This window comes from Brevundimonas sp. 'scallop' (assembly GCF_011045535.1).
Taxonomy (GTDB): Bacteria; Pseudomonadota; Alphaproteobacteria; order Caulobacterales; family Caulobacteraceae; genus Brevundimonas; species Brevundimonas vesicularis.
This window is the reverse complement of record NZ_CP039382.1, coordinates 1,458,856-1,472,221: the sequence shown is the minus strand read 5'-3', so window position 1 is coordinate 1,472,221 and position 13,366 is coordinate 1,458,856. Positions and strand designations below refer to the sequence as shown.

The 13,366-nt window shown below is 66.1% G+C and carries 14 protein-coding genes; 6 read left to right on the top strand and 8 right to left on the bottom strand.

Translation table 11 applies throughout. The features are described from left to right. Positions 1 to 82 precede the first annotated feature (82 nt). Both E4341_RS07280 and E4341_RS07275 read right to left on the bottom strand, forming a co-directional pair. A complete protein-coding gene (locus tag E4341_RS07280; RefSeq protein ID WP_240893640.1) occupies positions 83 to 817 on the bottom strand; it encodes a hypothetical protein in 735 nt (244 codons plus the stop codon). Positions 818 to 852: 35 nt separating this feature from the next. Further along, positions 853 to 1,617 carry a class II aldolase/adducin family protein gene (locus E4341_RS07275; protein ID WP_165116249.1) on the bottom strand — a complete coding sequence of 255 codons (765 nt, stop codon included), beginning with the start codon at positions 1,615 to 1,617 and terminating at the stop codon, positions 853 to 855. 173 nt (positions 1,618 to 1,790) lie between these two features. On the opposite strand from E4341_RS07275, the gene E4341_RS07270 reads away from it, so the two are divergent. From E4341_RS07270 to E4341_RS07260, 3 genes are all read left to right on the top strand, one after another. Then, positions 1,791 to 2,912 carry a DUF2336 domain-containing protein gene (locus E4341_RS07270; protein WP_165116247.1) on the top strand — a complete coding sequence of 374 codons (1,122 nt, stop codon included), beginning with the start codon at positions 1,791 to 1,793 and terminating at the stop codon, positions 2,910 to 2,912. A gap of 73 nt (positions 2,913 to 2,985) precedes the next feature. Continuing rightward, a complete protein-coding gene (locus E4341_RS07265; RefSeq protein ID WP_165116245.1) occupies positions 2,986 to 3,738 on the top strand; it encodes an NAD kinase in 753 nt (250 codons plus the stop codon). A 61-nt stretch (positions 3,739 to 3,799) separates the two neighbouring features. Continuing rightward, entirely contained in the window at positions 3,800 to 4,276 is a 477-nt protein-coding gene (locus tag E4341_RS07260; RefSeq protein WP_165116243.1) for an Hpt domain-containing protein, read from the top strand. 118 nt (positions 4,277 to 4,394) lie between these two features. Here the strand turns inward: E4341_RS07260 and E4341_RS07255 are convergent, their stop codons facing one another. Both E4341_RS07255 and E4341_RS07250 read right to left on the bottom strand, forming a co-directional pair. Continuing rightward, positions 4,395 to 5,534: a DUF2336 domain-containing protein gene (locus tag E4341_RS07255; RefSeq protein ID WP_165116241.1), complete on the bottom strand. Its 1,140-nt coding sequence runs from the start codon at positions 5,532 to 5,534 to the stop codon at positions 4,395 to 4,397. An 88-nt stretch (positions 5,535 to 5,622) separates the two neighbouring features. Beyond that, positions 5,623 to 6,420 carry a transglycosylase SLT domain-containing protein gene (locus E4341_RS07250; protein WP_055754840.1) on the bottom strand — a complete coding sequence of 266 codons (798 nt, stop codon included), beginning with the start codon at positions 6,418 to 6,420 and terminating at the stop codon, positions 5,623 to 5,625. Positions 6,421 to 6,586: 166 nt separating this feature from the next. Here E4341_RS07250 and E4341_RS07245 point away from each other — a divergent pair, with 166 nt between their 5' ends. Continuing rightward, on the top strand, positions 6,587 to 7,318 hold the full coding sequence (locus E4341_RS07245; RefSeq protein WP_165116239.1) for a TonB family protein: 732 nt from the start codon (positions 6,587 to 6,589) through the stop codon (positions 7,316 to 7,318). Here the strand turns inward: E4341_RS07245 and E4341_RS07240 are convergent. Together E4341_RS07240 and E4341_RS07235 are read right to left on the bottom strand one after the other, a co-directional pair. Continuing rightward, complete coding sequence (locus tag E4341_RS07240) at positions 7,315 to 8,328, bottom strand: FAD-binding oxidoreductase (RefSeq protein WP_240893639.1); 1,014 nt, start codon at positions 8,326 to 8,328, stop codon at positions 7,315 to 7,317. The genes E4341_RS07245 and E4341_RS07240 overlap by 4 nt on opposite strands. A gap of 48 nt (positions 8,329 to 8,376) precedes the next feature. Next, on the bottom strand, positions 8,377 to 10,224 hold the full coding sequence (locus tag E4341_RS07235; RefSeq protein ID WP_165116237.1) for a phosphoenolpyruvate carboxykinase (GTP): 1,848 nt from the start codon (positions 10,222 to 10,224) through the stop codon (positions 8,377 to 8,379). 196 nt (positions 10,225 to 10,420) lie between these two features. Between E4341_RS07235 and E4341_RS07230 the strand changes: the two genes are divergently transcribed. Continuing rightward, positions 10,421 to 11,056 carry a DUF938 domain-containing protein gene (locus tag E4341_RS07230; protein ID WP_165116235.1) on the top strand — a complete coding sequence of 212 codons (636 nt, stop codon included), beginning with the start codon at positions 10,421 to 10,423 and terminating at the stop codon, positions 11,054 to 11,056. Here E4341_RS07230 and E4341_RS07225 read toward each other — a convergent pair whose 3' ends face one another. Next, positions 11,057 to 11,548, bottom strand: coding sequence for a hypothetical protein (locus tag E4341_RS07225; RefSeq protein ID WP_240893638.1), 492 nt, complete (start codon positions 11,546 to 11,548; stop codon positions 11,057 to 11,059). It lies immediately after the preceding gene. 279 nt (positions 11,549 to 11,827) lie between these two features. Here E4341_RS07225 and E4341_RS07220 point away from each other — a divergent pair, with 279 nt between their 5' ends. Next, positions 11,828 to 12,607 carry a pseudouridine synthase gene (locus E4341_RS07220; RefSeq protein ID WP_165116233.1) on the top strand — a complete coding sequence of 260 codons (780 nt, stop codon included), beginning with the start codon at positions 11,828 to 11,830 and terminating at the stop codon, positions 12,605 to 12,607. Here E4341_RS07220 and E4341_RS07215 read toward each other — a convergent pair. Next, complete coding sequence (locus tag E4341_RS07215; protein WP_165116231.1) at positions 12,604 to 13,356, bottom strand: ATP12 family chaperone protein; 753 nt, start codon at positions 13,354 to 13,356, stop codon at positions 12,604 to 12,606. The two genes, E4341_RS07220 and E4341_RS07215, sit on opposite strands and share 4 nt — an antisense overlap. Between the last annotated feature and the right edge of the window lie 10 nt (positions 13,357 to 13,366).

The following is a 13,366-nucleotide window of genomic DNA, read 5'->3' as shown; positions in this document are numbered from 1 at the left end:
ATGCATTACCGGGTAATGAAGTGCGCGCAATGTTACGTATCAGTAACGTGCCGGATCACATTTTCCGTCGCGGAAATCTTGCCTAAAATCGTCTCCAGATCGAAAGAACGGGCCCGCGGCTGATGGGAATCTCCTGGCCTGCGACGGTTTGTCTCCATCCGGCCTGCAAGCTCCAGGCGCCGAAATCACGCACCACCGAGGCTTCCAAGGACAGCCAGCGCGCGCCGCCGTCGGCCGCGCCGCCGAACACCTGACCCAGCACCATCCAATCCTCGCCGAGCCGGGCGCCCGCCGTGGCGTCGATGCGGGTTTCATCCGGCAAGCCGTCCCGCAGACGGCGTGCGGCCTGAAGCTCGACGAATGCGCCGTCCATTCCCCAGCGCTCGCCCATCTCGCCGAGGGACCGGCCGACCGACACGCGCGCCTCCCAATCGTGATCGCCGACGCCCGGCGCGGCATAGCCGGCGTTGCGCCCCTCCCCGGCCTGGGTATAGCCGCCGTAAAGGCTGACGGCGTTCTGGTCGTCGCGCCAGACCTGCCAGGTCGCACCGATCTCGATTGGGCCGCGCCCGCTGTAATCGACGAAGGCGTCCTCGCCGTCCTGCCAGTCCGCCTTCAGCTGAAGCGTCAGACGATCCGCCACGCCGTATTCGGCGAACAGACCCAATGTCGCGTCGCGCCGCCGGCCAGGCAGATCACGCTCCTCGCCAGCAGCGTCAAAGCCCGTGTCGGCGCTCAGCCGCTCGTATTTGACGATCGCTTGGCCCTTGCCCTTCGGCTGGGTCCAGGCGCCGGCGACGACTTCAGTCGGCGTCAATGCCGCGAGGGCCAGAGCCCCCGCGACAACGGGAATTAGGCGTCGTAGCCCGGCGACTTGCGATCCAGCTGTCGCAGAGCGCCCGGCCAGGCCAGCGACGAGATGAAGCCGATTCCGCGCCCCTGCTCCTTGGTCTCGGCCTGCGCCTCGTCCGGCGCCAGCAAGATGTGCTCGCGCCCGCCGGACAGAGCCGCAACCTGCTGCGCGCAGGCCCTCTCCAGGAAGAAGATGCCGATCCATGCTTGAGCCGCCGTTTCCCCGACCGCCAGCGTGCCGTGGTTTCGCAGCAGCATCAGCGGTTTGTCCCCCAGGTCGGCGACCAGACGTTCGCGTTCGTCATGGTTCAGAGCCAACCCCTCGTATCCATGATACGCAACCTGATGCTGTAGTAAACACGCGTTCTGACTGACAGGGAGCAAACCTTCGGCCTGAGCGGCGACGCCCACGCCGTTCACTGTATGTAGATGGATGACGAACTTGGCGTCTTCGCGCGCGGCGTGGACGGCCGAGTGGATCGTGAAGCCCGCCGGATTGATGAAATAGGGCGTGTCCTGGACGATGTTCCCTTCCAGATCGACCTTCACCAGTGACGAGGCCGTAATCTCGTCGAAATAGAAGCCGTACGGATTGATCAGGAAATGATGGTCCGGCCCGGGCACGCGCGCCGAGATATGGGTGAAGATCATGTCGTCCCAACCGTTCAAGGCGACCAGCCGATAGAGGGCCGCCAGCTCGACACGGACCTGCCATTCGGCCTCGGACACGCGCGACTTGATCGAGGGACTGGTTCCGTCCGCCATGATTTCCTCCTGCCTCTGGATGGGCTTTTACAAACCGTCACCCCGCGCGGTCGCGTCGTCAAGCCGACAAGGCCGCCGTTGACGTGACGTCACCCCGTGAAGCGGCCTTGCTTAACCCGGTCTTCATCACGCAAGCATATGGTTAAGCATCGTAGCCGGTTCGGGGAGCCGCCTTGTCTGTCGTTCAACTGGAGCCGCCCCGCGACGCCTGGGACGACCGGACTGTGTCTGAGCTTCTGGCGCTGGCCAGCAGCCGTTCGGCCGACGATCGTCAGCGCCTGCTGCTGAAGGTCACCTCGCTGTGTGAATCCAATCCGCCGCCGCCCAAGGTCGCGCCGCTGCTCAGCGACATCTTCCTCGCTCTGACAGCCCAGGCCGAGCGGGATATTCGACTGGCCCTGTCCGAACGGATCGCTGGCGTCGATTGGGCCCCGCCAGCGCTGGTCAATATGCTGGCGCTGGATGAGATCGAGATCGCCCGCCCGGTCATCACCTCCAGCCCGCTTCTACAAAACGCCGACCTGATACGCCTGCTAATCGAGGCGACGCTGGAGCATCAGATCGCCGTCGCCCGGCGCCCGCAGCTGGCGCGGCCGGTCGTGGACACGATCGTCGATCGCGCAGAACCCGTCACCGTGACGGCGCTGGCGTCCAACCGTACGGCCGACATTGGCGAAGACGCCATGCGCAAGCTGGTCGATCATTCGCGCCGCATAGCGGGCCTGCGGGCGCCGTTGACGCGTCACCCCAGGCTGAACGAACAGTTGGCTCAGCAGCTTTATCAATGGGTCGGCCAGGCTCTGCGTCAGTCGATCGGCGAACGCTTCCGCATCGACGACGCCCAGTTGAATGCGGCGGTTCAGGACGCGGCGGCGAAGGCTGTCGGCAGCCCGGAGTGGCGCGCCATGTCCGCCCGGACCGAGGATCGCGCACGCATCGACGCGGAACGACGACTGGTGGAAAAACTTCAAGCCGCCGGCCAGCTGCGCCCCGGTCTGCTGGTCCGCGCGCTACGAGAACAGCGTTTCGAACTGTTCGAACAGACCCTGGCGGCCCTGGGCGGCTTCAGTGAGGCTCAGGTGCATCACGCCATCCGCGCGCCGACCGCCGAACCGCTTTACCTGGCCTGCATTGCCGTGGGCGTGGATAAGGCCGTCTTCGCCTCTCTTTTGGTGGAAGTGCGCAAGCTTTCGGGCGGAATGCCTGCCGACGGCGGCTGGAAGGCGACGCCGATGAGCGCACACGCCGCCTCTCGCGCCTTCCATCAGATGATGCAGAAGCCCGCGACCGTTTGACTCTCGCCCTAAGCTCGGGCCACGTCGCCAAGTGACTCAGTCAAGCCCCTCCCCCCTGCCGTCATCGCCCCGATTGGCCTTCGTCGCCAGCGACCGGCCCGAAGCCCAGGCGGCGCGCAAGGCCCTGATCGCCCACTATGGTGCCGTGCCTGAAGACGAGGCCGATGTGATCGTCGCATTGGGCGGCGACGGGCAGATGCTGGAAACCCTGCACGGCAACCTGCGCCAGCGCACGCCCGTGTACGGGATGAACCGGGGGTCCGTCGGCTTTCTGATGAACGACTACGACGACAACGGTCTGCTGGAGCGGATCGCGACGGCCGAAAGGACTGTCATCCACCCTCTGCAGATGGACGCCTGGACCGAAAGCGGCGAAGTCCACACCGGCTTGGCCATCAACGAGGTGTCGCTGCTGCGCCAGACGCGCCAGTCGGCCAAGCTGCGCATCACTGTCGATGAACGCGTGCGGCTGGAAGAACTGTCCTGCGATGGCTGCCTCGTGGCGACGCCTGCGGGATCGACCGCCTATAACCTGTCGGCGCACGGCCCGATCATTCCTCTGGACGCCCGCATCCTGGCCCTGACGCCGATCAGCGCCTTCCGTCCCCGTCGCTGGCGCGGCGCCCTGTTGTCGCACGGCGCCAAGGTGCGGTTCGAGGTCCTGGAGGCCGACAAACGCCCGGTCTCGGCCACCGCCGACAACTTCGAGGTCCGCCGTGTCGCACGCGTAGAGGTGCGCGAGCGTCGTGACGTCACCCTGACCATGCTCTTCGATGCGGGCCGGTCGTTCGATGAGCGGGTGATGGCCGAACAGTTCGCGAACTGATCGGTCACGGCTTCTTAAGCCCGCTACCGTATCTTGGCGTGAACGTCCTATGGAGCCCGCCATGAGCAATCCGGCGCAGATCACCCCTCCGACCAACTCGCTACGTCTCAAGGTCGGCGGCGGCTTCGGCATCAACGCCGACGCCATCGCTCGTGCAGAGGAGGCGCTGAAAGCCATGTCGGCCCAGTTCGGCCAGTGGCTGAACGACGAGATCGTCAAGCTGGACAAGGCTCAGACCGACATCCGTGAGCAGGGCTACACCCCCGCCACCGCCGAGGCTCTGTATTTCCGCGCTCATGATCTGAAGGGCTTGGGCACGACCTATGAATATCCGCTGGTGACGCGCATCGCCGGTTCGCTGTGCAAGATGCTGGACGACGCCGATCGCCGCATGACTGCGCCGATCGCCATCCTGGACGCCCACATCGACGCCATCCGCGCCGTCGTCCGCGACCAGATCAAGACCGACGAACATCCGACCGGCCGCGCCCTGGCCGAGACCCTGGAAGCGCGCGTCGCAGATCACCTCGCAGGCTGAAGTCCCTCCAGCCGTTTGCGAAGGCCCGTCGTCTCTGGCGGGCCTTTTTCTTTGAGCCTGATCGGTCGAAACAAATCGCTTCGCGATCTCGTCGATGCCGTGAATCAAGCTCTCAGGATCAGGCCGCGTTGGCGGCGGTCAGGCTAAGCGACGGCGACTGATCCAACCGCTCCATCAGATAGGCCAGATCGTCGCGCAGTACGGCCGGACGCTGGGTCAGGAACCGCTCCAGCATCTGATCGCGGAAATAGGCGCTCGACGTATCGATCCCCTCCGCCGCCAGCGCACGCCAGGTGTCGACCCCCGCGCGGAAGGCCTGGAACAGGCGCGGCGGCAAACCCGCGCGATCATAGATGGCCTTCAGCCCCAACGGGCCGGCGTCATGCACCATCAGCCAGGCGCGGTGATGAGGCGTGTTGGCCAGTTCGGCCAACCCATATTCGAACATCGCCATCTGACCCCGCGCCAGTCCGCGCAGCAGCAGCGATGCGTTCAGGACGCGACGGGCGTTCAGCTGGGCCATGAAGGCCGCCAGATCGGCGCTGGCGCTGGCCTGATCGACCAGATCGACCGTCATCCGCTCACGAGAGTATTGGGCCAGACGGATTGCGGTTTCCGGCGCCACAGCGTGATGGCTGATCAAATGTTCGCGCACCGCCTCGCTGGCCAGCTGGATCAACCGTTCGGTCACATGCAGCGGCAGGACCTGGCGATAGGCTACGGCGGCCAGGACTTCAGGCGCTTCGGCGAAACGATCGACGACGGTCGCCAGCGCGCCTTCGGACAGATCGGCGTTGTCGTTCGCCGCCAAGGTGCGAACTGACTGCTCGCATCCTTCGGCCGCCAACACGGTTGCGACATCGCGCGACACCCGCGCCCGCCCCGCCACGGCGACCTGACGCACGACCGATCCGGCGCGCACGATCTCTATCAGATCCTCGTCGCTGAACGCCGGCGACGAGGCGATAATCGGCAGGGCGATGCTGTCCAGATCGCCGGCCAGTTTGCGCGCCACGTCGTTGGGAATCAGATCGGACGCCTTCAGCGTCACGGCCATAGCGCGACGCACCAGTTCGGCGGCGTCATTGGCCAGCAGACGCAGGATTTTCTGCGCCGCCGCCCTGTCGTCCTCATTCAGTTCCGCGCGCTCCATGTTGCGGCACAGCTTGTGCGCCGCCTCGGCCCGCTCATCGTCGTCCGTCGCCTTGATCAGGCGTCGAATGTCCACTTCTGTCAGGCGGGCGCGGAAGGCGGTCATGGACGGCTCGTGATGGAATCGGACGTTGATCCCAGAATGAGACTGCCATGCTTAACGGGCGGTTTACCATCGGTTGCAATGCAACGACTCAGGTCGATTCCTTGCCATTTGGCGAGAAAGCGCCGCCGAAGCCGCTGCTGGATGATCCATCCTGACCGAGCAATAGCGCCAGAAGGCCTTGATCCTGCTTCAGCCGATCCAGACGTGCGGCCAGCATCTGGTCCTTGTCGCTCAGGTTCGGCACGGCGTATTTCGTCTCGCCGGCTCCGGCGGCGGGTGCGCCCTCGCCTGCCGTGCGCTGCAGATTGGCGTGGACCTCGGCGACCGTGGCGGCGCGTCCATTGCGATAGAAGATGCTGCGGTTGGCCCGCGCAGCGTCGGGGAACAGCGCTGCGGCGCTGCCGCCCGGATTACGATCCATCGCCTCCATCAAACCGGCGGCCCCAGCCGGCCCCAGGAAATGAGCCGCATACAGATCGCCTGCGCCCGGTTCCTTGCCCGTACGTCCGCGGAGATAGGCGGCATTGGACGCCGTCAACTCAGCCGCCATGGTCGAGGCCGCATGGGGATCGAACCGCAGGTCCAGCACCACGTTGCGCGCCGAACCCTCGACGCGCCAACGTCCGTCCGACCCGCGATGGATCAGATCGGCGTATTGGCCGTAGCCGTGCTGGGCCCCGTGCTGCTTGACCGTGCCCAGCCAAGTCTGTTCGATGAATTGAAACAGGCCGGCGGCCGACGAGGTCGGGGCCTTGGCCGACGGGTTCATCGCGCTCTCGCGCCGCGCGGTCTTGACCAGGAAGTCATAGTCCACGCCAACGGCGTTCGATGCGCGCCGGATGGCCGCCTCTACCCCGCCTGTCGATGGAATCGCTCCGATACCCATGTGCAAAGGGTCGGCGAACGTAGTTAACCAACTCTTAATTCTCAACGGTCGCGTTAACGCCTCGACCTTCGTCGAACGGGAAAACTTCGCCGTAAAGCCGCCACAACCTGCGCGCTCAACTTCCAGTTACGGGCGCTGCGGGGGCGGTGAACGAGGGAGTGACGTTATGATGATCCGTGCTGCCGGTGGTCCCGGCTTGATCAGCCCGATCGACTTCGGGGAACGCAAGAAACCCATCCCGCGCTGGATGCTGGGCGCCATCGGCGTGTCGGTGGTCCTGCACGTTGCGGCGGGGGTGGCGCTTTATAATCAACGGTTCGAGTTGAGTGGGCCGCCCATCGAAGACATCCTCGACCCGCCGGTCTCGGTGATGATGGCGCCGCCCAAACCCAAGCCCTTGCCCACGCCTGAAACGGCGGCGCCGCCCACGCCCATTCACAAATCGGCGATCCCCGTGCCCTCGACGGTGCAGACGATCCCGCTGACGCCGCCCGAGCCCGGCGTCGTTACCGCTCAACCTGGTCTGCCGACCATCAGCGTCGCTCCCACCGGCGTTGAGGGCGGCACGGCAACCGTCGAGACGCCACCGCGCCCGCCGTCGGTGATCAACAATCCATCTTGGGCCAGCCGGCCTTCGGCGGCGCAGATGGCGCGGGCTTATCCGACCCGCGCCGCAGAGAACGGCACGCCGGGTTCGGCGACGCTCAGTTGCGTGGTCAATGCGGACGGCGGCCTGAACGGCTGCCGGGTCGTGGGCGAGACACCGAGCGGCCAGGGCTTCGGCCGCGCCGCGCAGAGCCTGACGCGGTCGTTCCGCATGAACCCGCGCACCGTTGACGGCCGGCCTGTCGACGGCGCGACCGTCAACTTCACCGTCCGGTTCGCGATGGAGGGTTAGAACCGACCAGGGTCGAGGGCGCGGGCGTGTGGCGACGCCGTCCGCCCCTCGATCCCATCGGCCACCACGGCGCCGACCAAGGGCCCCAGCAACCAGCCGTTTCGACGCGGCGCCAAGGCCAAAAACAAGCCCTCTTCACCAGACGCCGCGCCCGCGAGCGGCAGACCATCCGCCGTCGCGCCCCGGATGCCGACGCGCCATTCGATCGCCAGCGGTTCGGGCGACCGACCCAGCGCAGCCCAAGCCGCCTGGGTCAGACGTTCCGACGCCTTGGCATCCGGCGCCGTATCCCGCCATCCCGGCTCCATCGTCGCTCCGATGACCGCGCCAGACGCCATTGGCGCGACGTAGGCGCCCGGCCCGCGCACAACATGATCGACAAGATGTACGGCTGCCACGCCGATCTGTCCGCGGATCGGCTCAATATCTGCGATCAAACGACGCGCGGTCTCAGGCAGACCAATGATGGCGTCACCGGCGCCGGTGGCCAGCACGACCGCGTCCGCATCCAGCCATCGATCACCGACTTTGAGCCGCCAGCCGCCATCGGTGCGGGCGATCGTCGTCACCGTCCCCACTACGACAGCCTCGCCCAGCGCCCGCCTTAGAGCCGCCAGAGCCTGTGTTGGCTCGACCTGGTAATCGTCATCGGTCGTGACACTGGCGCGATCGCGCCGCGCGTCGAAGCCCAGCGCGCGCAACCGCGCCTCCATCGCCCCCACATCGCCGCCTCGCCATTCGGCGGGTCGATGTGCCAGAGCGATGCCGGCGGCACTCGCGAACTCGGGCCACAGGTCGCGTCCCGCCCGAAACAGCCGCGCGCGATCAACCGACACGTCGTCGATGGCCGATTCCATCGCCGGGGCGATCATCCCCGCAGCCACCGCTGAGGCGTTCACCCCGCCCGGATCGACCACCAACACCGCCCGGCCGCGCCGATGCAGCTCGTACGCCGTGCAAAGGCCCAGCACGCCGGCGCCGACGATCACGACAGGAGAGGAAGACGTCACGGGCCGTCTGATCGACCCGCAACGCTCCTATTGCAAGATGGCTTTCGCCTATTCCGCCGCCATGGAGGCCGCGCCGGCGTCATCCAGACGCGCGACCAGGGCCGCGTGCTGGTCCCACAGGGCTGTCGGCAATCGATCGCCGAACTGGCGATAGAAATCGGGGATCAGCGCCGCCTCTTCGGCCCAGACGCCTGCATCGACGTCCAACAAGGTCGACAATTGCGCCGGCGTCACGTCCAGGCCTGATAGGTCCAAGGCCGTGACTGACGGCACGCGTCCGACCGCCGTATCGACCGCCTCGGCCTCGCCGTCGATCCGCTCGCTGATCCACTTCAGCACGCGCGCATTGTCGCCGAAACCGGGCCAGACGAAACGGCCGTCCTGATCCTTTCTGAACCAGTTGACGAAGAAGATGCGCGGCAGTTTCGAGGCGTCTCGGCCCTGCCCCATCTTTAGCCAGTGGGCGAAATAGTCGCCCATGTTGTAGCCGCAGAACGGCAGCATGGCGAAGGGATCGCGGCGCAGTTCGCCCACCTTGTTCTCGGCCGCTGCGGTGCCCTCGGACGCCACTGTCGAGCCCATGAAGACGCCGTGCTCCCAATCGAAGGCTTCGGTCACCAGCGGCACTGCGCTGGCGCGGCGGCCGCCGAACAGGATCGCGTCGATCGGCACGCCTTTGGGATCTTCCCACTCCGGCGCGATGGCCGGGCATTGGCTGGCGGGCGCCGCGAAACGGGCGTTGGGGTGCGCGGCGGGTTCGCCGGACGCGGGATCGTGCGGACGGCCCTTCCAGTCGGTCAGACCTTCGGGCGTCTCCTTGGTCAGACCCTCCCACCAGACATCGCCATCGTTGGTCAGGGCGGTGTTGGTGAAGATGGTGTTGGAGGCCAGGGTCTCCAGCGCATTGTGATTGGTGTTGCGGCTGGTGCCGGGCGCGACGCCGAAGAAGCCGGCCTCGGGATTGACCGCATACAGTCGCCCGTCATCGCCGAACCGCATCCAGGCGATGTCGTCGCCGATTGTCTCGGCGGTCCAGCCCGGCAGGCTGGGCTGCAGCATGGCCAGGTTGGTCTTGCCGCAGGCGCTGGGGAAGGCGGCGGCGACGTATTTCGCCCGGCCCTTCGGATCCGTCAGCTTCAGGATCAGCATGTGCTCGGCCAGCCATCCCTCATCGCGAGCCATGATCGAGGCGATGCGCAGGGCGTAGCATTTCTTGCCCAACAGGGCGTTGCCGCCATAGCCCGAGCCATAGGACCAGATCTCCCGCGTCTCGGGGAAATGAACGATCCATTTGTCGTCGTTGCAGGGCCAGGCCACGTCCGCCTGACCGTCGGCCAGCGGCGCACCCAAGGTATGAACGGCCGGCACGAAGACGCCCGTTTCGCCCAACTGATCCAGCGCCGGCTTACCCATGCGGGTCATCACCCCCATGGACAGGGCGACATAGCCGCTGTCGGTGATTTCGACGCCCAGGGCGCTGATCTCGGATCCCAACGGCCCCATGCAGAACGGGACGACGTACATTGTCCGCCCGGCCATGCAGCCGTTGAACAGACCATCCAGACGCGCGCGCATCTCGATCGGATCGGCCCAGTTGTTGGTCGGGCCGGCGTCAGCCTGGTCATCCGAGCAGATGAAGGTGCGGCTCTCCACGCGCGCGACGTCGCGGGGATCGGAGGCGGCGTAGTAGCAGCCCGGCCGCTTGGTCTGATCCAGCGCCTTCAGTGTGCCCTTGGCCAGCAGGTCGGCGGTGATGATTTCTTTCTCGGCCTCGGAGCCGTCGCACCAATGGACCTTGGCGGGCTTGGTCAGGGCGGCGATCTGCTCGACCCAGGCGATCAGCCCGGCATGGGCGGTGGGCGCCGGGCGCAAGCCGGGCGTTGAAGGATTAGACAAGGGCGTCTCCTGAGCGAAAAGGTCCGACGATCTGACGCCGTCGTGGCCTTCAGCGCGTGACGATCACGCACTGTTACAAGCGAATTGCGCCGAGCCTCGATGATCGTCAAATTGCGCAAAAAATGCACAAACAACCGGCCTTTCGCGGTGAGAAATCGCAGATGTGTTCGTCGCGTTTCGACGATACTTAGGAGGAATGAACAGCCTGGACTCCATCAGCGTCTTGCCGGACGGCGCACTGACATCGCCCGCTGCGCGGCGCAACGCCGAGGCGATTCTTCGCGTGCTCCGCGCCCATCTGCCGGCGCGTGGTTCGGTGCTCGAGATCGCGTCCGGATCGGGCGAGCACGCAGCCGCCTTCGCCGCCGCCTTGCCGAATCTGGATTGGACGCCCAGCGACCCCAGCGATCAGGCCCGAGAAAGCATCACCGCCTGGAGCCGCCAGCTCGATCTGTCGAACCTGAAGCCGCCGTTGGCGCTCGACGCCGGCAACCCCACGACATGGCCAGCCGACACGTTTGACACTCTGTATTGTGCGAACATGACGCACATCAGCCCCTGGTCAGCGACCGAGGGGCTGATGGATCTGGCCGATCGGGTCTTGCGACGACCCGGCGGCCTGCTGGCGCTTTATGGTCCATACCGCGAGGCCAAGGTTCCGCTGGCGGAATCGAACGCGGCCTTCGACGCCAGCCTGAAGGCGCGAAACGTGGAATGGGGTCTGCGTGATCGCGAGGCGGTTGAGACCCTGGCCCGCTCGCATGGCCTTGCGGCCACGCTGCGGGTTCAGATGCCGGCGAACAACCTCATCCTGCTGTTCCGCGCCGTCTGATCACACGATCGCGCCGACCAGCTTGGACAGTTCCGCCCGCTCGTTCAGGAGGGTCACCCCACCGTCCTTAAACACCGCGCCCTCGGCCTGTGCTGACAAGCCGAAGCTATCGGCCGCCAGCGTGACGCCGTCCGCGAAGGCGATGACCGTCAGACCGTTGGCGCGCGCCAAGTCGATCAGCGACCGCACGGCCGCCAACGACGCCTCGTCCGTCGAACCACCTGGAACGACCAAACCCTTCAGACGGCCTTCGGCGATGTCCTTGGCCGTTGCGGTGGCCAGCACGGTCACGCCGCCGGCGATCAGGCTCGCGTCGCCCGTCGAGATCGGGGCCAGACCCACGCCTTCGGCCCGCAACGCGCCCTCCACGTCGCCCAACTCGCCGAACGCCATGTCACGCCGCATCACCAGCCCCATGCGCAGACGGGTGGGGACAGGACGGTTGTAACCGGTGCGACGGGGGCCTGCGGAAGATTTGTTTTGAGCGAACAAGACGTCTCCTTGAGATGTTTCAATACTGATCTAGATCCGACGAGCGACGCTGTCGAAACACCCACGCCGATGACCAGAAAAATGAAAATCGACGGGTCCGACGCGTGTCGTCCCGCACTCTGGCTCATTTGTGGAATGCCGTCAGATATAGTGACGATCCCGGCCGGATCAACCTACCAGTTCAAACGGACCGGCCCTACTAATCCTGAAAGCGGCGCCCCGCTTGCTCGCGATCCCGCCCGGCTCTAGACAAACGCATCGACTGCACGACGGAATCGCATGGCCTTCACCCGCACCTATGACGGCGACGAACCCGTTCGCGTGAACAAGTGGCTGGGCCAGACCGGCGTCTGTTCGCGGCGCGAGGCCGATACCCTGATCGCCAATGGTCTGGTCTCCATCGATGGCGAGACGATCAGCGACGCCGGCCGAAAGATTCAACCGGGCGAAACCCTGACCCTGAACGACACCGCCCAGGCGGCCTTGGCGACGGGCATGACCCTGGTGCTGCACAAGCCGGTCGGTTACGTCTCGGGCCAGCCCGATCCCGGCAAGATCCCGGCCGTGCGACTACTGAAGACGCCCAATCGTGTCGGCGAAGGCGAGACGCCTGCGCGGGATGCCTCCTTGCCCCCCATCGGTCGGCTGGATGAGGATTCGCGCGGCCTGTTGCTTCTGTCGTCGGACGGCGTCGTCGCCAAGGCGGTGATCGGCCCGGCGTCGGAATTGGACAAGGAATATCTGGTCGTCGTCCAAGGCCAGATCACCGAAGGCAAGCTCAGCAAGCTGCGCCACGGTTTGTCGCTGAACGACAAGCCCCTGAAGCCCGCCCGCGTCACCCAGATCGAAGCGCAACGCCTTCGCTTCGTCCTGACCGAGGGCAAGTATCGCCAGATCCGCCGCATGTGCGAACTGGTCGGTCTGGAAGTCGTGGATCTTTATCGCATCCGCATCGGCCCGCTGGAGCTGGGCGACCTCCCCGAGGGTTGCTGGCGACACCTGACCGATCAGGAACGCGCGATGCTGATCTCAGCCTCGACGACGCCTCCAGCGCCCTAACCGAGCGCTCTGAACCACCGGTCCAGCAGCTGGGCCTCCGCGCGGCGCGACTCGGTGCGTTCGGCGGCCTCCGCGTCCACGCCCCACTGTTCTTCCTGGAACAGCTCGTCGATCCGCGACAGGTCGAACGCCGTACCGCCGCCCAGCGCGCCCTGCTCAACCGCCAGGGCCAGCACCGCCGATCCCAGCAGCGGCACAGCCGTCGCCAGCCCCGTCAGGCGGAAGTCGTCCAGCGACAGGGCGTGCGCCTTGACCCGCGCGATGGCGTCAGGCGACTGCGGCCGATGCACGATGCCTTCAACCGGCTCCAGCACCACACCCATCTCGCGCGCGGCCCAATCGCGCCAAGGCCCCCACTCCCGCGCCTGCCGTTCGACCAGCGGCGTCGGATGATAAGCCAGATAGCAGACCACGTCCGATCCGGCATAGGCGGCAATCTCGTCCGCCACCGCATCGCGCGCCTGACCGATCCGATCGATGGCGGTCGAGGCCAGCCGGGTCGCCGGCATAGTCGACGGATCCAGAAACTGCCCCTGCGCCGCCCATTCGTCGGCGACCAACTGCGCCGCAGCCTGCGTCGGCAAGACCAGCGGCGCCTTGTCCGGTGTTTTCGGCGCGCGCCCATCCAACAGCACGGCCCAGCCCCCGTCCGCATGCGGCCCGACGCCCGCCTCGGTCCAGAAGCGGGAGATACGATCCGGCGACTGCTCGACGAAACGTGGGCGATGCGGGGTGGGTTGGTCGGTCATCAGAAGGTCC

Coding starts and splice junctions, on each gene's coding strand:
- E4341_RS07275 (WP_165116249.1), bottom strand. CDS start 1,617: ATGGCGGACGGAACCAGTCCCTCGATCAAGTCGCGCGTGTCCGAGGCC.
- E4341_RS07260 (WP_165116243.1), top strand. CDS start 3,800: ATGAGCAATCCGGCGCAGATCACCCCTCCGACCAACTCGCTACGTCTC.
- E4341_RS07255 (WP_165116241.1), bottom strand. CDS start 5,534: ATGACCGCCTTCCGCGCCCGCCTGACAGAAGTGGACATTCGACGCCTG.
- E4341_RS07250 (WP_055754840.1), bottom strand. CDS start 6,420: ATGGGTATCGGAGCGATTCCATCGACAGGCGGGGTAGAGGCGGCCATC.
- E4341_RS07245 (WP_165116239.1), top strand. CDS start 6,587: ATGATGATCCGTGCTGCCGGTGGTCCCGGCTTGATCAGCCCGATCGAC.
- E4341_RS07230 (WP_165116235.1), top strand. CDS start 10,421: ATGAACAGCCTGGACTCCATCAGCGTCTTGCCGGACGGCGCACTGACA.
- E4341_RS07220 (WP_165116233.1), top strand. CDS start 11,828: ATGGCCTTCACCCGCACCTATGACGGCGACGAACCCGTTCGCGTGAAC.
- E4341_RS07215 (WP_165116231.1), bottom strand. CDS start 13,356: ATGACCGACCAACCCACCCCGCATCGCCCACGTTTCGTCGAGCAGTCG.